At 67.0% G+C, this 16,719-nt stretch carries 16 protein-coding genes and 1 pseudogene; 2 read left to right on the forward strand and 15 right to left on the reverse strand.

Annotation, left to right across the window (positions count from 1 at the left end; genetic code table 11):
• Positions 1-221 precede the first annotated feature (221 nt).
• Positions 222-1,490, reverse strand: coding sequence for a UDP-N-acetylglucosamine 1-carboxyvinyltransferase (murA, locus tag G6N07_RS13475; protein ID WP_085191449.1), 1,269 nt, complete (start codon positions 1,488-1,490; stop codon positions 222-224).
• A gap of 80 nt (positions 1,491-1,570) precedes the next feature.
• Here murA and G6N07_RS13480 point away from each other — a divergent pair, with 80 nt between their 5' ends.
• Entirely contained in the window at positions 1,571-2,137 is a 567-nt protein-coding gene (locus G6N07_RS13480) for a cob(I)yrinic acid a,c-diamide adenosyltransferase (protein ID WP_085191447.1), read from the forward strand.
• A 196-nt stretch (positions 2,138-2,333) separates the two neighbouring features.
• Positions 2,334-4,095 (forward strand): annotated as a pseudogene (locus G6N07_RS21195) (IS1634 family transposase).
• An 82-nt stretch (positions 4,096-4,177) separates the two neighbouring features.
• Here G6N07_RS21195 and G6N07_RS13490 read toward each other — a convergent pair.
• The 14 genes from G6N07_RS13490 to prfA all read right to left on the reverse strand — a co-directional run bounded on the left by G6N07_RS13490 (position 4,178) and on the right by prfA (position 16,641).
• A complete protein-coding gene (locus G6N07_RS13490; protein WP_085188659.1) occupies positions 4,178-4,624 on the reverse strand; it encodes a DUF2550 domain-containing protein in 447 nt (148 codons plus the stop codon).
• A gap of 8 nt (positions 4,625-4,632) precedes the next feature.
• Positions 4,633-4,998 carry a F0F1 ATP synthase subunit epsilon gene (locus G6N07_RS13495; RefSeq protein WP_085188657.1) on the reverse strand — a complete coding sequence of 122 codons (366 nt, stop codon included), beginning with the start codon at positions 4,996-4,998 and terminating at the stop codon, positions 4,633-4,635.
• A gap of 2 nt (positions 4,999-5,000) precedes the next feature.
• On the reverse strand, positions 5,001-6,545 hold the full coding sequence (atpD, locus tag G6N07_RS13500; protein WP_085188655.1) for a F0F1 ATP synthase subunit beta: 1,545 nt from the start codon (positions 6,543-6,545) through the stop codon (positions 5,001-5,003).
• A 32-nt stretch (positions 6,546-6,577) separates the two neighbouring features.
• Positions 6,578-7,507, reverse strand: coding sequence for a F0F1 ATP synthase subunit gamma (locus G6N07_RS13505; protein ID WP_085188654.1), 930 nt, complete (start codon positions 7,505-7,507; stop codon positions 6,578-6,580).
• 14 nt (positions 7,508-7,521) lie between these two features.
• Positions 7,522-9,168, reverse strand: a complete 1,647-nt coding sequence (gene atpA / locus G6N07_RS13510; RefSeq protein ID WP_085188652.1) for a F0F1 ATP synthase subunit alpha — start codon at positions 9,166-9,168, stop codon at positions 7,522-7,524.
• Positions 9,169-9,212: 44 nt separating this feature from the next.
• A complete protein-coding gene (locus tag G6N07_RS13515) occupies positions 9,213-10,544 on the reverse strand; it encodes a F0F1 ATP synthase subunit B/delta (protein WP_085188650.1) in 1,332 nt (443 codons plus the stop codon).
• 3 nt (positions 10,545-10,547) lie between these two features.
• Positions 10,548-11,057, reverse strand: a complete 510-nt coding sequence (locus G6N07_RS13520) for a F0F1 ATP synthase subunit B (RefSeq protein ID WP_085188648.1) — start codon at positions 11,055-11,057, stop codon at positions 10,548-10,550.
• A 20-nt stretch (positions 11,058-11,077) separates the two neighbouring features.
• Positions 11,078-11,323 (reverse strand): F0F1 ATP synthase subunit C, encoded by a 246-nt coding sequence (locus G6N07_RS13525; RefSeq protein WP_011561261.1) that lies wholly within the window; start codon positions 11,321-11,323, stop codon positions 11,078-11,080.
• A 70-nt stretch (positions 11,324-11,393) separates the two neighbouring features.
• Entirely contained in the window at positions 11,394-12,155 is a 762-nt protein-coding gene (atpB, locus tag G6N07_RS13530; RefSeq protein WP_085188646.1) for a F0F1 ATP synthase subunit A, read from the reverse strand.
• The gene (locus G6N07_RS13535) at positions 12,152-12,598 is read right to left on the reverse strand and encodes an ATP synthase subunit I (protein WP_085188644.1); all 447 of its coding nucleotides are present in this window, start codon (positions 12,596-12,598) and stop codon (positions 12,152-12,154) included. The genes atpB and G6N07_RS13535 overlap by 4 nt, the downstream gene beginning before the upstream one ends.
• Positions 12,599-12,843: 245 nt before the next feature.
• On the reverse strand, positions 12,844-14,022 hold the full coding sequence (locus G6N07_RS13540) for a glycosyltransferase family 4 protein (RefSeq protein WP_085188642.1): 1,179 nt from the start codon (positions 14,020-14,022) through the stop codon (positions 12,844-12,846).
• Entirely contained in the window at positions 14,019-14,675 is a 657-nt protein-coding gene (locus G6N07_RS13545; RefSeq protein ID WP_085188640.1) for an L-threonylcarbamoyladenylate synthase, read from the reverse strand. Before G6N07_RS13545 ends, G6N07_RS13540 begins: the two co-directional genes overlap by 4 nt.
• Entirely contained in the window at positions 14,675-15,571 is an 897-nt protein-coding gene (gene prmC / locus G6N07_RS13550; protein ID WP_085188639.1) for a peptide chain release factor N(5)-glutamine methyltransferase, read from the reverse strand. Before prmC ends, G6N07_RS13545 begins: the two co-directional genes overlap by 1 nt.
• Entirely contained in the window at positions 15,568-16,641 is a 1,074-nt protein-coding gene (gene prfA, locus G6N07_RS13555) for a peptide chain release factor 1 (RefSeq protein WP_085188637.1), read from the reverse strand. Before prfA ends, prmC begins: the two co-directional genes overlap by 4 nt.
• Positions 16,642-16,719: the final 78 nt, after the last annotated feature.

Raw genomic sequence — 16,719 nt, forward strand, 5'->3', positions numbered from 1 at the left:
AACAACAAACAAAAACCACCAAACACACTATTGAGTTCTCAAACAACACACCCGCTACGCAGGCAACCCTGATACTGTACTGCATGGTTTCGAGGGAGTCAACCGGGTTCCGCCCGGGCCTTTCGGCCGGGGGCCTTCGGTATGTCCGCTAGCTTACGCACAGGTTGCGCCGTTGCCAAAATCGCCTGCTCATAGGGCCGGAAAGGTCCGAGTCGAGCGGCTCAGCCCGCCGGCGACGACGTCACGCGCTCGATCTCGGCACCCAGACCCTTGAGGTTCTCCACGAAGAGCGGGTAGCCGCGGTCGATGTGGAACACGTCGTGCACCTCGGTGTCGCCGTCGGCGACGAGGCCGGCGAGCACCAGACCGGCACCGGCCCGGATGTCCGACGACCACACCGGAGCGCTCGACAACTGAGGAATCCCGCGCACCACCGCATGGTGCCCGTCGGTGCGGGCATCGGCGCCCAGCCGGATCATCTCCTCGACGAACCGGAACCGCGCCTCGAAGACATTCTCGGTGATCATCGACGTGCCGTCGGCTATTGCCGCCAACCCGATCGCCATCGGTTGTAGGTCTGTCGGGAACCCGGGGAAAGGCAGAGTCGCGACGTTGACCGCCTTCGGCCGCTCGTACTGCACCACCCGGAATCCGTTGTCGTCCTGGGTGACGGTCGCGCCCGCGTCGTGAAGTTTGTGGAGGACCAACTGCAGATGCTGCGGGTCGACCCCGGTCACCGAGATGTCGCCGCGGGTCATCGCCGCGGCGATCCCCCACGTCGCAGCGACGATCCGGTCGCCGATCACCCGGTGTTCGGTGGGATAGAGGCGGTCGACGCCGGTGATCGTCATGGTCGACGACCCGGCGCCGCTGATCTGCGCCCCCATCTGGTTGAGCATCGCGCACAGGTCCACGACGTCGGGTTCTCGGGCGGCGTTGTGGATCGTCGTCACACCGTTGGCCAGCACCGCCGCCATCAGGATGTTCTCGGTGGCCCCGACCGACGGGAACTCCAGCTGTATCTCCGCGCCGTGCAGCTCGTCGGCTTCGGCGACCACGCATCCGTGCTCGATGTTGCAGCGAGCGCCGAGTTGGCGCAGGCCCGCTTGGTGCATGTCGAGTGGGCGCGATCCGATCGCGTCACCGCCGGGCAACGCCACCCGGGCGCGCTTACACCGCCCGACCAGCGGACCGAGCACACATACCGAGGCGCGGAACTGGCGTACCGCGGCGAAGTCGGCGTCGTACTTTGGCTCGTCCGGTGAGGTGATGCGCACGACGTCGCGGTCGAGCTCGACCGTCGCACCGAGCCCACGGAGCACCTCGGCCATCAGTGGGACGTCGAGGATGTCGGGGCAGTTCGTGATCGTGCTCGTCCCCTCGGCCAACAGCGATGCGGCCATCAGTTTGAGCACACTGTTCTTCGCTCCCCCCACCGCGACTTCGCCAGATAACCGGTTGCCGCCGGTCACCACGAATCGCTCACTCACGCCGGTCAGTGTAAACAGCGGCTCCAGCCGTGTCAGTTTCCGGCGAGGTCCCACGCCGCCCGCCTAGTACGGTTTGACCCATGGCCGTGCATCTCACCCGCATCTACACCAGAACCGGTGACGACGGAACCACGGGACTCAGCGACTTCAGCCGGGTGAGCAAGAACGACCCGCGTCTGATCGCCTATGCCGATTGTGACGAGACGAACGCCGCGATCGGCGTCGCGATCGCGCTCGGCAATCCCGCGGAGCGCGTCTCAGCCGTACTGCGCCAGATCCAGAACGACCTCTTCGACGCGGGCGCCGACCTTTCCACCCCGGTCGCGGAGAACCCCGAGTACCCGCCGCTGCGGATCACCCAGGACTACATCGACCGACTCGAATCCTGGTGCGACGAGTTCAACGAGCCGTTGCCCGCGTTGGCCTCCTTCATCCTGCCGGGCGGGACGCCGTTGTCGGCGCAGTTGCACCTCGCGCGTACGGTGGCCCGGCGCGCCGAACGATCGGCCTGGGAGGCGGTGGCCGCGCACGGCGACGCCATCAGCGTGCTGCCGGCGAGATACCTCAACCGGCTGTCGGACCTGCTGTTCATCCTGTCGCGCGTCGCCAATCCGGACGGCGACGTGCTGTGGAAGCCCGGCGGATGAGCGCTTGCGCGAAGACCATCGGATGAGCGCTTGCGCGAAGACCATCGGACCCGGCGGCCGCACCCGCTAGACCGAAGTTACGGCGGGTTTGAGTAGGGTTTTTGAGGTCTGATCTGCGGAGTTGACTGTTCGACACGTTCATTGTGTAGTCACTAATATTGTAGACTGCCTGATGGATGTGGCGTAGAATCTGTTCATGCCCAAGGGGACTGGCGCAGTTCACATCGCTACACAACGTCGTAAGTACACCGGGAAAGATGGTGTCGAACGGGTCTACGAGTCACAATTGCTGCGACGGTCCTTCCGCGAGGACGGACGGGTGCGCAACGAGACGCTGGCCAACCTCTCGGTGCTGCCACCGGAGGCGATCGCCGCGATCAGGGCGATCCTGGCCGGCAAGAGCCTGGTCGATCCCGCCGCGGTGTGCACCGTGACCCGCGCTCTACCGCACGGACATCTGGCCGCGGCGTCGGTCACCGCCAAGGCATTGGGCCTGCCCGGGCTGCTGGGCCCGACGTGCCGGCACCGTCAGGTCGCGATGGCGTTGATTCTGGCCCGCACGGTGGCCCCGGCGTCGAAGTTGGCGACCATCTCCTGGTGGGCCGACACCACCCTGGCCACCGATCTGGACCTCGCCTCGGTGTCCACCGACGAGGTGTACGCGGCGATGGACTGGCTGCTGACCCGCCAAGAGGCCATCGAGAAGAAGCTCGCGGCACGCCATCTGGGCCCGGCGGTCAATCCGTCCCGGATCGCGATGTTCGACCTGTCCTCCTCGTGGGTGACCGGACGGCACTGCGACCTGGCTGCCCGCGGTTACTCCCGCGACGCGAAGAAGGCTGCGAGCAGATCGAGTACGGGCTGCTCACCGATCCCGACGGGCGTCCCGTCGCGATCCGGGTGTTTCCGGCAACACCGCCGACCCGACCGCGTTCACCCACGCGGTGACCGCGGTCCGCGACACCTTCGGGTTGCAGAACATGCTGATGGTCGGGGATCGCGGGATGATCACCTCCGCCCGCATCGTCGCCTTGAAGGACCTCGGCGGGATCGGCTGGCTGACCGCGCTACGCGCCCCGCAGATCGCTACGTTGGCCGCCGATGACGGACCGCTGCAAATGACGCTGTTCGATGAGCAGAACTTCGCCGAGATCACCCATCCCGACTACCCCGGCGAACGTCTCGTCGCGTGTCGCAACCCGCTGCTGGCCGCCGAACGGGCGCGTAAACGCGGTGAACTGCTCGCCGCCACCGAGGCCGCCCTGGCACCGATCATCGCCGCAGTCAGCGCGGGCCGGGTCGCCGGCGCCGGGCCGATCGGGGTGAAAGTCGGCAAAATCCTGGGAAAGTTCAAGATGGCCAAGCACTTTCATCTCAACATCACCGACACCACACTGACCATCAGCCGCGACACCGACCGCATCGACGCCGAAGCCGCCCTCGACGGCATCTACGTCCTGCGTACCACCGCCACACCCACTGAATTCAGCACCGACGCGGTGATCGGGGCCTACAAGAACCTCGCCCAGGTGGAACGCGACTTCCGCAGCCTCAAAGCCATCGACCTGGACCTGCGCCCCATCCACCACCGCCTCGATGACCGCGTCAAAGCCCACGTCCTGATCTGCATGCTGGCCGCCTACCTGACCTGGCACATGCGTAAAGCGTTGGCCCCGTTGACCTTCACCGACGAGCATCCACCCGCACGCCAGGACCCCGTCGCCCCCGCCCGGCGCTCGGCCGCCGCCGCCACCAAAGCCGCCCGCAAAACCACCACCGACACCGCACTACCAGCCCGCAGCTACCAGGCCCTGCTCACACACCTGGGCACTCTGACCCGAAACGACCTGCGCTACGGCGACAATGGCCCCATCGTGCCCACCCTGACCGCACCCACCGACACCCAACGGCGCGCATTCGACCTCCTGGGCGCCGCCGTCCCACTCACACTGACCTGACGTCGACAGAAAAAACCACCCCAAAACGACAAACCACCAGGTCAAAACCCGAAAACGCCGCCCTCAACGCCGTAACTTCGGGCTAGAAGCTGCGGCGGCGGGCACGCGGCGACGGCCGCGACTCGAGCCAGGACAGGAACGCGGTCAGTGCTCCCCGGTCCAGCGCGATCTCGTAGCCGCGCCGACGTTCGGGGCTGGTGTCGCGTAGCTCGAGCACGACTATCTCGTGGGTCATTATGTCGAATTCGTCGCCGCGCGGGCTGCGACGGGACACGATCTCCAGGCCCCGCCGGCTCAGCCGGCGATCGGGCCACCACCGCAGGCTGGACAACCGGTAGAAGCCGGCTTCGCCTCCGCGGTACCGCATCACCCCGTGCCGCCAGCCGTGACCGCCGACGGCCGGGACGTCACGCAGGATCGCAGCCGTGCCACCGACCTGACGCAGTTTCCACAGCCGGTACGACAGCGCGACGACGACCAGGAGGAGCACGCCGATGACCGCGACCATGCTCCACATGGACGCGCCCATCGGTGCCGTCAGTCGATCTGGCCCAGCGCGCGCAGCCGCGCGCGACCCCGTGCGGCCGTGGTCGGGTCGTCGGACTCGGAGTCACGCCGCGCCTCGTCGACGTTGATCTCCGACTCCAGCTCGGCGGTCTCGGCGAGGATGATCACGCCGGACTCGGTCACCGACATGAAGCCGCCGCCGACCGCCACCCGCAGGTCTTCCTCACCCGCGCGCTCGACGCGGACCATCGCGTCGTCGACGAGCTGAGCGACCAGCGGGATGTGCCGCGGCAGGACGCCGATCTCGCCGGAGGTGGTGCGGGTGAAGACGAACGTCGCCTTACCCGACCAGATCTCCCGCTCGACGGCGACGATGTCTACGTCGAGGTCGGCCATCGTTAGGCGTCCTTGTCTGCGTCGTCGCCCTTGTCGCCACCGTTCGGGTCGCTCTTGTTGTGGTCGCTGCCGAGCGGGGCGCCGTCGCCGCCGTCTTCCATTTTCACGCCGAGGCTCTCGGCCTTGCGCTGCAGATCCTCGAGACCGCCGATGAGGAAGAACGCCTGCTCGGGAAGGTGGTCGAAGTCGCCCTTGGACAGCTTGTCGAACGCCTCGATGGTCTCCTTGAGCGGCACCGTCGAACCCGGCTGACCGGTGAACTGCTCGGCGGCCATCATGTTCTGGCTCAGGAAGCGCTCGATGCGCCGTGCGCGCTGGACGAGCTGCTTGTCCTCCTCCGCGAGCTCGTCGATACCGAGGATCGCGATGATGTCCTGGAGGTCCTTGTAGCGCTGCAGGATGCGGATGACTTCCTGGGCCACGCGGTAGTGCTCGTCACCGACGACCGAGGGGTCGAGGATCGTCGAGCTGGAGGCCAGCGGATCCACCGCCGGGAAGATGCCCTTCGAGAAGACCGAACGGCTAAGCTCCGTCGTCGCGTCGAGGTGCGCGAACGTCGTGGCGGGCGCCGGGTCGGTGTAGTCGTCGGCGGGCACGTACACGGCCTGCATCGAGGTGATGGAGCGACCGCGCGTCGAGGTGATGCGCTCCTGGAGCTCACCCATCTCGTCAGCCAGGGTCGGCTGGTAACCCACGGCCGACGGCATACGGCCGAGCAGCGTGGACACCTCCGAGCCGGCCTGAGTGAACCGGAAGATGTTGTCGATGAACAGCAGCACGTCCTGCTGCTTCTCGTCGCGGAAGTACTCCGCCATCGTCAGCGCCGACAGGGCCACGCGCATACGGGTACCGGGCGGCTCGTCCATCTGTCCGAAGACCAGCGCGGTGTCCTTGAGAACGTTCGCGTCGGCGAGCTCGACCCAGAGGTCGTTGCCCTCACGGGTGCGCTCCCCGACGCCGGCGAACACCGAGGTGCCGCCGAAGTTGCGGGCGATGCGGTTGATCATCTCCTGGATGAGCACCGTCTTACCCACACCGGCGCCGCCGAACAGGGCGATCTTCCCACCGCGAACGTACGGGGTGAGCAGGTCGACGACCTTGAGGCCGGTCTCGAGCATCTCGGTGCGCGGCTCGAGCTCGGCGAAGGCCGGCGGCTTGCGGTGGATGGACCACTTCTCGAAGTCCTTGCCGTAGCCCGGGTCGTCGAGGCAGGCGCCCAGGGCGTTGAACACGTGACCCTTGACCCCTTCGCCGACGGGCACCGAGATCGACGCGCCGGTGTCCGTGACGTCCACGCCGCGGACCAAACCGTCGGTGGGTTGCATCGAGACGCACCGCACCAGGCTCTCGCCCAGGTGCTGGGCGACCTCGAGGGTCAGCGTCTTGGCGAGGTCCTTGTAGTCGATCTCCGCGTGCAGGGCGTTGAACAACTCCGGGACGGACCCGCGCGGGAACTCGACGTCGACGACGGGGCCGGTGACCCGCACGACGCGGCCGACGTTGTCGGAGCCGGTTTCTGTTTCTCTTTGCTCGGTGGCAGCAGTCATTGTCTTCTTCGCTTCCTAGCTGTGTCGCTGGGTTACTTCTTGGCGGCGTCCGCGAGCGCGTTGGCGCCACCGACGATCTCGCTGATTTCCTGGGTGATCTGGGACTGCCGTTCGCGGTTGGCCATCAGCGTCAGGTCCTTGATCAAGTCGTCGGCGTTGTCAGACGCCGACTTCATGGCGCGCCGACGCGAAGCCGACTCCGATGCCGCCGCCTCGAGCATCGCCGCGAAGATCCGCGTCGACACGTATCGCGGCAACAGAGCGTCGAACAGTGTCTCGGCGCTCGGTTCGAAAGAGAACAGCGTGTGCGGGGTGTTCTCGTCCTCCTCGCTGTACTCCACGACCATCGGCGCGATTCGCCGGGCGATCGCGGACTGCGAGAGCATCGACCGGAACTCGGTGAACACGATGTGGAGTTCGTCGAGGCCCAGGATGCCGTCCGCGCCGGCGTCGTCGCCCTCGTCGTCGGCGCCCGCCATGAACGCCGCGACCAGAGTCCCGCCGATCTCCTGCGCGTGCTCGTACTCGGGCCGCTCGGAGAAGCCGGTCCACGATTCGGTCACGTCCCAGTTGCGGAAGCTGTAGTAAGACAGTGCCTTACGGCCGACCGTGTACAGGACGGGCTCTTTGCCCTCTTCACGCAGCAACGCGAACAGCTCTTCGGACCGGCGGAATACGTTGGCGTTGTACGCACCGGCCAATCCCCGGTCCGAGGACACGACCAGCACTCCGGCCCTCCGCGGATTCTCGCGCTGGACGAGCAGCGGGTGGTCCAAGGCGCTGGCGCTGGCCAGTTCGGTCAGCATGTTGGTGATCTCGCGGTCGTAGGGCCGAGCCGCCTCGACTCGGGCCTGCGCCTTGGCGATGCGTGAGGTCGCGATCATCTCCTGGGCCTTGGTGATCTTCTTGATCGACCCTGCTGAGCGGATGCGGCCGCGCAGTTCGCGCAGTGTGGCAGCCATCGGTTATGCGCGCCTTACTTCTTCTTCGGCGCGGGTTTGCGGACCTTCACCGATTCCTTCTCGAGATCCGCGTCGGACATCGCCTCGACGTTCTCGTCGGGCACCACGGATTCACCGGAGGTGGTCTCGAAGCCCTTCTTGAACTCGTTGACCACGTCGGTCAACGTGTTCTCGAGCTCCTCGGTGAGCTTCTTGCTCTCTCGGATCTCGCGGAGGATCTCCGCCTTGGAGGACCGCACGTGCTCGAGCAGTTCCTGCTCGAATCGCTGCACGTCCTCCACGGGCACCGTGTCCAGGTGGCCTCTGGTGCCGAGGAAGATCGCGACGACCTGCTCCTCGACCGGCATCGGGCTGTTCTGCGGCTGCTTGAGCAGCTCGACCAGACGCGCGCCACGATCCAGCTGGGCCTTGGACGTGGGATCCAGGTCCGAGGCGAACGCCGCGAACGACTCGAGCTCGCGATACTGTGACAGGTCCAAGCGGAGACTTCCCGCAACCTCTTTCATCGCCTTGATCTGCGCGGCGCCACCGACGCGGGACACCGACACACCGACGTTGATGGCCGGCCGCACACCCTGGTTGAACAGGTCGGTCTCCAGGAAGCACTGACCGTCGGTGATCGAGATGACGTTGGTCGGGATATAAGCGGAGATATCGTTGGCCTTCGTCTCGATCAGCGGCAGACCGGTCATCGAGCCGCCACCGAGCTCGTCGGACAACTTCGCGCAACGCTCGAGCAGGCGCGAGTGCAGGTAGAACACGTCGCCCGGGAACGCTTCGCGGCCCGGCGGGCGGCGCAGCAGCAGCGAGATCGCGCGGTAGGCCTCGGCGTGCTTGGTGAGGTCGTCGAAAACGATCAGGACGTGCTTGCCGCCGTACATCCAGTGCTGGGCAATGGCCGAACCGGTGTACGGGGCAAGCCATTTGAAGCCGGCGGAATCGGACGCCGGCGCCGCGACGATGGTGGTGTAGTCCATTGCGCCGCCCTCTTCGAGGGTGCGGCGCACGCTGGCGATCGTGGTGCCCTTCTGACCGATCGCGACGTAGACGCAGCGCACCTGCTGGTCGGGATCGCCGGTCTCCCAGTTCTGCCGCTGGTTGAGAATGGTGTCCACGCAGACCGCCGTCTTGCCGGTCTTGCGGTCACCGATGATCAGCTGGCGCTGGCCACGCCCGATCGGCGTCTGCGAATCGATCGCCTTGATGCCGGTCTGCAACGGCTCGCTCACACCCTGGCGCTGCACCACCGAAGGCGCCTGCAGCTCGAGTGCGCGACGCTCGGTGGTTGCGATCTCGCCACGGCCGTCGATGGGCTGGCCGAGCGGGTTGACCACGCGACCGAGGAAGCCGTCACCCACGGGGACGGACAGCACCTCACCGGTGCGCTTGACTTGCTGGCCCTCTTCGATCTTCTCGAAGTCACCGAGGATGACCGCGCCGATGCTGTGCTCGTCGAGGTTGAGTGCGACACCCAGGACACCGCCGGGGAACTCGAGGAGCTCCTGTGTCATCACCGAGGGCAGGCCCTCGACGTGGGCGATACCGTCACCGGCGTCGATGACGGTGCCGATCTCTTCCCGCTCGGTGTCGCTGGCGAAGTTGGCGACGTAGTCCTCGATCGCCCCTTGGATGTCAGCAGCCGAGATAGTCAACTCTGCCATGGGTTTGTCTTCCTGCCTTTGTGTTTGAGTCTGGTGGGTTCGAGTTAGTCGGGCAGTTGGTTCTCAGCCGAAGCCAGCCGCGATGCCAATGACCCGTCGATCACCTCGTCGCCCACGGCGATGGTGAGGCCGCCGAGCATCTCGGGATCGACGTGCAGCTGCAGGGATGCCGGCCGACCGTAGATCCGGCCGAGCACCTCGGCGAGCCGGGTGCGCTGGGCATCGCCGAGCTCTGCGGCGGCGCTGACATGCGCGACGACCTCGCCGTGGCGCGACACCGCCAGCTCGGCCAATTCGCGCACCGCCTCGTCGGCGCGGTCACCGCGCAGCAGCTCGACCGTCTGCGCCAGCAGCGCTCTCGTGGTAAGGCCAGCCTGGTTCTCGAGCAGCCGGTCCAGCAGCGCGATCCGGCCCTCGACGGGCATGGTGTAGTCGCTGAGCAGGGCGCTCAGCCGTGACTCGGAGTCCAGGATCCGGCTGAACCGGAACAGCTGGTCCTCGACCTCGCTGGTCTCGTCGTTGCGCTCAGCCCGAACCAACAGCGCCAGCCGAGCCGTGTGCCGGACGGCGTAGTCCAGGTCGGTTTCGTCTGACCACCGTTGTGCGACAGCGGCTTTGACGACTTCCAGCGCGGTGTCGGAGATCTTGCCCGACAGCACGGCCTCCGCGAGGTTCGCCTTAGCCTCCCCGTCCTCCGTGGGTTCGGCGAAGTGCTTGCCGAGCACCTGCTCGGTCTTGAGCAGCTTGGCCACCGCCGCGAGATCGTCACCGAGCGACGTCAGACCGTCGGCGTCGACATTCGCGGTCAGTTCGTCGAACCGCGAGACCAGCACCCGGAGGGACTCCCGGCTCGTCGAGCGCAGCCGGGAACCGGCCGCGTCGTCGAAGGCGACGTCAGAGGGCGCCATCGCGTCGAGTTCGTCGAGGAACCGGTCGACGGTCGCCGACCGGTTGTCGTCGTCGGAGACGTGGTCGCGGACCAGTTCTCGGGCTCGGGCCACCGATTCGCTGCCGAGGTGCGATCGGAGTTCGCGGATCAGTTGCTGGCGCAGGAGCTGCACCTGCGCCTGCCCCTGGACCTTGATGCGCTCCACTTCGGCGTCGGCCTGGGCCCGCATCTGCTCGACGATCTTCTCGGCGTCGGCTCGGGCCTCTTCGACCACCCGCTTGGCGTCCGCCTTGGCCTCTTCGACAGCCTTGGCGTGCTGCTGGTCCGCCCGGGCTACCTTGTTCGCCGCCGTCGAGCTCTCTTCGAGCTGACGACGCACGGTGTCCTGCTGCGCGGTCATCATCCGCCGCACCGGCGGCACCACGTAACGCCACAGCAGGAACACGATGACCGCGAACCCGACGAGCTGACCGATGAATGTCGACATGGGCTACCGTCCCCGGCTCGTCGCGGCGGCGCTGGAGAGATCGACGCCGAGAACGCGTCCGGCGAGCGTGGCCGACAGCGTCTCGATCGAAGACTGCAGTTCGGCCGCGGTCTGCTGGCCCTGACGGGACAGCTCTTCGTTGGTCTTCTGCAGGGTGGACGCCGCTTCCGCGCTGGCGCGCGAACGCATGTCTTCCAGGATCTTTCGTCCCTCGCCGCGGGCCTCGTCCCGGATGCCCGAGGCCTCACGACGCGCCTTGGACATCACCTGCTGGGAGTCGGCCTGTGCGGCGGCGAAGAGTTCGGCCGCCTTGCGATTGTCCTCCGCCGTCTTGGTGACCATTGCTTCGCGCTCTTGCAGCACCTTGCTGATCGGGGGCACCACCCATTTGGCGATGACGCCCAGCACGATGAGGAAGATGAGCAGCACGAAGAAGAAGGTGCCGTTGGGGATGAGGAAGTTCCCGCCGCCGCCCTCTTCCGCGGCCACGATGGTCGTACTCAGGTCACCCATGACTGAAGATTCCAAACCGACTAAGCAACCGGCGTCGCGAAGACGAACAGCGCCATGAACGCCAGGTTGATGAAGTAGGCGGCCTCCACCAGACCGACCGTGATGAAGAACGGCGTGAACAGGCGACCCTGCGCCTCGGGCTGGCGGGCGATACCGGCGATCAGCGCGTTACCGGCGATACCGTCACCGATGCCGGCACCGATCGCGCCACCGGCCATGATGAGTCCACCGCCGATGAGTGCGCCAGCAGCGATTGTGGGGTCCATTCCATATCCTCCTTGAGATCTGGTAGTCGCCTACCAGGACGTGGGTCGAGCGTTGTTTTCGAGTGGTCTGTCAGGGCGTCGGGTCGTGCTCTTCCAGCTCCATGGACTGGCTGAAGTACAGGATCGTCAACAGCGCGAAGATGAACGCCTGGATGGCGCCCACGAACAGGTCGAAGCTCTTCCAGATCGCGTTGGGCGCCCACATGATCCACGGCGGAAACAGCGCGATAAGAGCGACCAGGATGCCGCCGGCGAAGATGTTGCCGAAAAGCCGGAGCGACAGCGAGATCGGCTTGGCGATCTCCTCGACGAGGTTGATGGGGGCGAGGACCGCGACGTGGCCCTTGAGCACGGCCTTGGGGTGACCGAGCACGCCGCGGCGCCAGAACCCGGCGGCGTGGTAGGCGATGAACACGAACAATGCCAGCGCCAAAACGAAGTTGATGTCGGAGGCCGCCGGCTTGAGCAGCTCGTGGATGCCGGTCTCGTCGGAGTACTGCACCGGCAGCACCGATAGCCAGTTCGCGACCAGAATGAAGACGAAGAGCGCGACGGCCAGCGGCAGCACGAAGCCAGCCACCCGCATGCCGATCGCACTCTCGATCTGGTCACGCATCTGCACCGTCAGCGTCTCCCAGAACAGCTGGACACCGCTGGGCACCCCGGTGGAGGTCACCTTGGCACGCAGGAAGAACGCCAGGCCCAGGACGATCGCGGCGGCGATCGCCGTGGACAGGATCGTGTCGGTGTTGACCGTCAGCCCGAACCAGTTGGCCTCCGTGTGGTGGCCGACCTGAATACCGCTCTCTGCGGCGAGGAACGTCTGCGTCATTGCTGTGGGGTCTCTCCTTCGAGTCCGTCAGCGGCTTGGGCTTTGAGTTTCTTGACCACCGGCAGGGCGGTGGACGCCACCAGGATCACCTGGAACAGCGCCATGCCGAACACCACGCCGAGGCCCTGCGGCTTGAAGACGTAGGCGATGGTCAGGCCGATCACGGTCATGATCAGCAGACGGGTGGCCGAATTCATGGCCATGTTGCGTTTGAGAGGGTGGTCTTTGGCGGTGATCGACTCGACCGAACGCTGGATCATCACAGCGTTGGTCAGACCGAGCCCGAGGCCGATCCCGAAGAACAGCCCCACCGTCGGGACGCCGAACAGCGCGGCGGCAACCGCCGCGACCGCGGCCAACGCGACGCAGATGACGAGCAGACGGACAGGCCGGAACGCAACTGCCGGCAACACCAACGGCGCGTCCTGCGCTGGCGTCGTCACTGCTTCACCTCAATCCGCGGTTCGTAGGAGCACCCGTTCTGGAACCTGTGAATATTCTGTCGAGCGTATCGGAGGGCTACGGGCTCGCTGGAATCGCCCAAGGGTGCTCCCTTTGTCGGTCTGAAACGGTCCGAATCGGTGCGAATCCGACGGTCCGTGGCCGGCAACCCGCGAGGCTGAATCTGGTCCTGGCCGGTGTCTAGCAGCACGTTACCACATAGTAGGCGGCCCTAAACCGGGGTCTACTACTTTTCGTCGTACACCCTCTCGGCTGCAACTTCCCGTCGCCGCAGCAACGGAACGAGCGTCACCACGATGGCGACCGCCGTCGCGCCCAGCATGACCATTCCGGTGTGCCGGGGGTCGAAGAAAATGGTGCTCGCGGCGCCGAACGCGACGATGCCGACCCACATGTAGATCACCAACACCACCCGGCGGTGGGAGTGCCCGATCTCGAGGAGCCGGTGGTGCAGATGCATCTTGTCGGGGCTGAACGGACTGAGCCCTGCCCGGGTGCGCCGGATGATCGCCAGCAGCATGTCCAGGGCCGGGACGAACATGACGGCGACGACCAGCAGGAACGGCGACAACAGGGCGAACACGTCGCGAGCGCCGTAAGCGGTCTGCGAGATCGGACCTGCCGCCGTCGTCGACGCCGCGGCCAGCATGAGGCCGATCAGCATCGACCCTGAATCCCCCATGAAGATCTTCGCCTTGTGGAAGTTGTGCGGCAGGAAACCCAGACAGGCCCCCGCGAGCACCACCGAAATCACTGCTGGTGGGTAGAACAGCACGTCACCGCCGTGATCGCGCAGCAGGCCGACCGAGAAGAGGCAGATGGCCAGCGCGGTGATCAATCCCAGCCCGGCCGCCAGACCGTCGAGTCCGTCGACGAAGTTCATCGCGTTGACGATCGCCACCGTGAGCGCCAGTGTCAGCAGGATCGACGCGACCTGGTCGAGCACGATGGTGCCGACGCCGCCGATCGGGATGTACAGCACGCTCCACGCCACGCCCATGGTGACCATCACGCTGGCCGCGGTGAGCTGGCCGGCGAATTTGGTCAGCGCGTCGAGTCCCCACCGGTCGTCGATCAGCCCGATCGCCATGATGAGTCCGCCGGCGACCACGACCGCGGGCATCCCGGTGGAGTAGACGAATCCGCGGGTGAGTGCGGGCAGCTGGGAGGCCAGCAGCACCGCCGCGGCGACGCCGACGTACATCGCCAGCCCGCCCATCCGGGGGGTGGGCTGCACGTGAACGTCGCGCTCGCGCGGGTACGCTACCGCCCCCAACCGGGTCGCGAGGACACGAACCCACCCGGTGGCCAAGTAGGTGATGATCGCGGCGGTCAGACCGACGAGGACAAGCTCGCGCAGCGGCACGCCCGCGCCGCGATCGGAGATCGCAAGGTACTCGTTCACTGCGTGAGCAGGCTTTCGGTGTTGACCCCGAGGACCTCGGCGACGGCCTCGGCAGTGACGGGTCCGGTGCGCAGGACACGCGGGTGGACACCGCTGAGGTCGACGATCGTCGAAGCCGCCTGCTGCTCGGACGGGCCGCCGTCGAGGTAGACGTCGACCAGGTCGCCGAGCTGCTCGCGGGCGTCGGCCGCCGACACCGCGGCGGGACGGCCGGAGATGTTGGCGCTCGACACGGCCATCGGGCCGACCTCCCGCAGCAATTCGATCGCCACCGGATGCAGCGGCATCCGCAGCATCACCGTGCCGTGCGCGTCGCCGAGATCCCAGGGCAGTGAGGGCGCCTGCCGGACTACCAGGCTCAGGGCTCCCGGCCAGAACGCACGGATCAGTTCCCGTGCGGTGTGCGGCACGGTGTACACGAGGCCTTCGATGGTGTGCCACGAGCCGACCAGCACGGGCACCGGCATGTCCCGGCCACGGCCCTTGGCGGCCAGCAGTGCGGCGACCGCTTCGTTGTTGAACGCGTCGGCGCCGATGCCGTAGACCGTGTCGGTGGGCAGCACGACCAGCCCGCCTTCTTTGAGGGCGCTGACGGCGGCCGCGATACCGGTCGCCCGGTTCTCGGGGTCGGCGCAGTCGAACAGTTCTGTCATCACCCCTCCGTGGTGGCCGGTTGACGCCGGGCGGTGACGAAGCGTGGCCGGCCGGTCAGATCAGTGTGGGCGGTTACCTCGTCGAATGCAGCGGCGTCGAATGCAGCGGCGTCGAATGCGCCGCTGCGGCGAAAGGCCGCTGCCGTGAGCGCCGATGTGGTGTCGTCGTGTTCGACCGCGCAGCGACCGCCGGGCCGCAGCCAGCGGCGCGCGAGCGCGACGATCGCGTCGATCACCACCATGCCGTCCGGTCCGCCGAACAGCGCCTGCGCCGGGTCATGTTCGGCGACCTCGGGATCGAGCCCGGCCCCGTCCGGGAGGTAGGGCGGGTTGGCGACGACGACGTCCACCACACCGTCGAGATCACGGCGAAGGCCGGCATCGGTGACGTCGGCGTCGAGCAGTTCGACGCCGGTGTCGGCGAGGTTGCGGCGGGCGTAGTCGAGTGCCTCGGCGGAGTTCTCCACGGCGAGCACCCGCGCCTGCGGGCGGGCGGTGGCGATCGCGAGCGCGAGCGCCCCCGAGCCGGTGCACAGGTCGACGATCAGCGGCTCGTCCGGAAGATCCTGGCGCTCAACCCATTCGAACAACGCCTCGGTTTCCGGCCGTGGAATGAACACCCCGGGTCCGACGCTGACCTGCACCGGCCCGAACGCCGCGGTGCCGGTGAGGTGCTGCACCGGGATGCGCTTCGCGCGCGAAGCGACGAGGTCACGGAAGCGGGGGTGAAAATCCGCCGGGAGGTCGGTGAACATCAATCGCCCCCGTTCGGTGCCCGCCGCGTGGGCGGCCAGCAGTTCGGCGTCCACCCTGGCCGACGTCACGCCGGCGGCGGCCAGCACTGCCGTGGCCTCGCCGATGACCTGGCGCAGCGATGACGCCGTCGCCTGGGTCATGAGCTCTGCAGTCGCGCCTGTTTGTCGGCGGCCGCCAACGCGTCGAACAGCGGGTCGAGATCGCCGTCGAGCACCTGGTCGAGGTTGTGCGACTTGAAGTTGATGCGATGGTCGGCGATCCGGTTCTCCGGGAAGTTGTACGTGCGGATCCGCTCGCTGCGGTCGACGGTGCGGATCTGGCTGGCGCGGTCGGCCGACGCGTCGGCCTGCGCCTGCTCCTCCGCCAGGGACTGCAGACGTGCCGCCAGCACCTGCATGGCGCGCGCCTTGTTCTGCAGCTGTGAGCGTTCGTTTTGGCAGGTCACGACGATACCGGTGGGCAGGTGGGTGATGCGTACGGCCGAGTCGGTGGTGTTCACGCCCTGGCCGCCCTTTCCCGAGGACCGGTAGACGTCGATGCGCAGATCGGACTCGTCGATCTGAACCTGCTCGACCTCTTCGGGTTCGGGGTAGACGAGCACGCCGGCGGCGGACGTGTGCACCCGGCCCTGCGATTCGGTGACCGGTACCCGTTGCACGCGGTGGACGCCGCCTTCGAATTTCAGCCGCGCCCACACCCCGTCGGCAGAGTCGCCCTTGCTCCGGATCGACAGCGTGGCGTCCTTGTAGCCGCCGAGGTCGGAGGTGGTCTCGTCGAGGAACGTGACCGACCATCCGTGCCGCTCGGCGTAACGGATGTACATTCGCGCGAGGTCGGCGGCGAACAGGGCCGACTCCTCACCGCCCTCGCCCGACTTCACCTCGAGCACGATGTCGTCGGCGTCGTGCGGATCGCGCGGGGCCAGCAGATCGGACAGCTGGGTTTCCAGTCGGTCGACCGTGGCCTCGAGTTCGGGCACCTCGGCGGCGAAGGACTCGTCGTCGCCGGCCAGCTCGCGGGCCGCTTCGAGGTCACCGCGGGCGGCTTCGAGCTTGCGGTAGGTGGTGACGATCGGCGACAACTGCGCGAAGCGCCGACCGGCCTTGCGGGCGTTGCCCGCGTCGGCGTGCAGCGCGGGGTCGGCCAGCTGACGCTCAAGGTCGGCGTGCTCGGCAAGCAACGCGTCGACCGCTGTGGTAGGAGCGTTCATCGCGACCTCCTTCCCGAAGACTTCCGCGAACGCAAACCGACGCCCGGCCTGTGCGCGTGGCGACAGAGCGGGCGTCGG

This window comes from Mycolicibacterium doricum, from assembly GCF_010728155.1.
In the GTDB taxonomy this organism is placed as follows: Bacteria; Actinomycetota; Actinomycetes; order Mycobacteriales; family Mycobacteriaceae; genus Mycobacterium; species Mycobacterium doricum.

What these genes read in the sequence shown, in the direction of transcription:
- atpA (WP_085188652.1), bottom strand. Translation starts at nt 9,168, where the DNA reads ATGGCAGAGTTGACTATCTCGGCTGCTGACATCCAAGGGGCGATCGAG.
- G6N07_RS13545 (WP_085188640.1), bottom strand. Translation starts at nt 14,675, where the DNA reads ATGACAGAACTGTTCGACTGCGCCGACCCCGAGAACCGGGCGACCGGT.
- prmC (WP_085188639.1), bottom strand. Translation starts at nt 15,571, where the DNA reads ATGACCCAGGCGACGGCGTCATCGCTGCGCCAGGTCATCGGCGAGGCC.
- prfA (WP_085188637.1), bottom strand. Translation starts at nt 16,641, where the DNA reads ATGAACGCTCCTACCACAGCGGTCGACGCGTTGCTTGCCGAGCACGCC.
- G6N07_RS13525 (WP_011561261.1), bottom strand. Translation starts at nt 11,323, where the DNA reads ATGGACCCCACAATCGCTGCTGGCGCACTCATCGGCGGTGGACTCATC.
- G6N07_RS13495 (WP_085188657.1), bottom strand. Translation starts at nt 4,998, where the DNA reads ATGGCCGACCTCGACGTAGACATCGTCGCCGTCGAGCGGGAGATCTGG.
- G6N07_RS13520 (WP_085188648.1), bottom strand. Translation starts at nt 11,057, where the DNA reads ATGGGTGACCTGAGTACGACCATCGTGGCCGCGGAAGAGGGCGGCGGC.
- atpD (WP_085188655.1), bottom strand. Translation starts at nt 6,545, where the DNA reads ATGACTGCTGCCACCGAGCAAAGAGAAACAGAAACCGGCTCCGACAAC.
- G6N07_RS13490 (WP_085188659.1), bottom strand. Translation starts at nt 4,624, where the DNA reads ATGGGCGCGTCCATGTGGAGCATGGTCGCGGTCATCGGCGTGCTCCTC.
- atpB (WP_085188646.1), bottom strand. Translation starts at nt 12,155, where the DNA reads ATGACGCAGACGTTCCTCGCCGCAGAGAGCGGTATTCAGGTCGGCCAC.
- G6N07_RS13515 (WP_085188650.1), bottom strand. Translation starts at nt 10,544, where the DNA reads ATGTCGACATTCATCGGTCAGCTCGTCGGGTTCGCGGTCATCGTGTTC.
- G6N07_RS13480 (WP_085191447.1), top strand. Translation starts at nt 1,571, where the DNA reads ATGGCCGTGCATCTCACCCGCATCTACACCAGAACCGGTGACGACGGA.
- G6N07_RS13505 (WP_085188654.1), bottom strand. Translation starts at nt 7,507, where the DNA reads ATGGCTGCCACACTGCGCGAACTGCGCGGCCGCATCCGCTCAGCAGGG.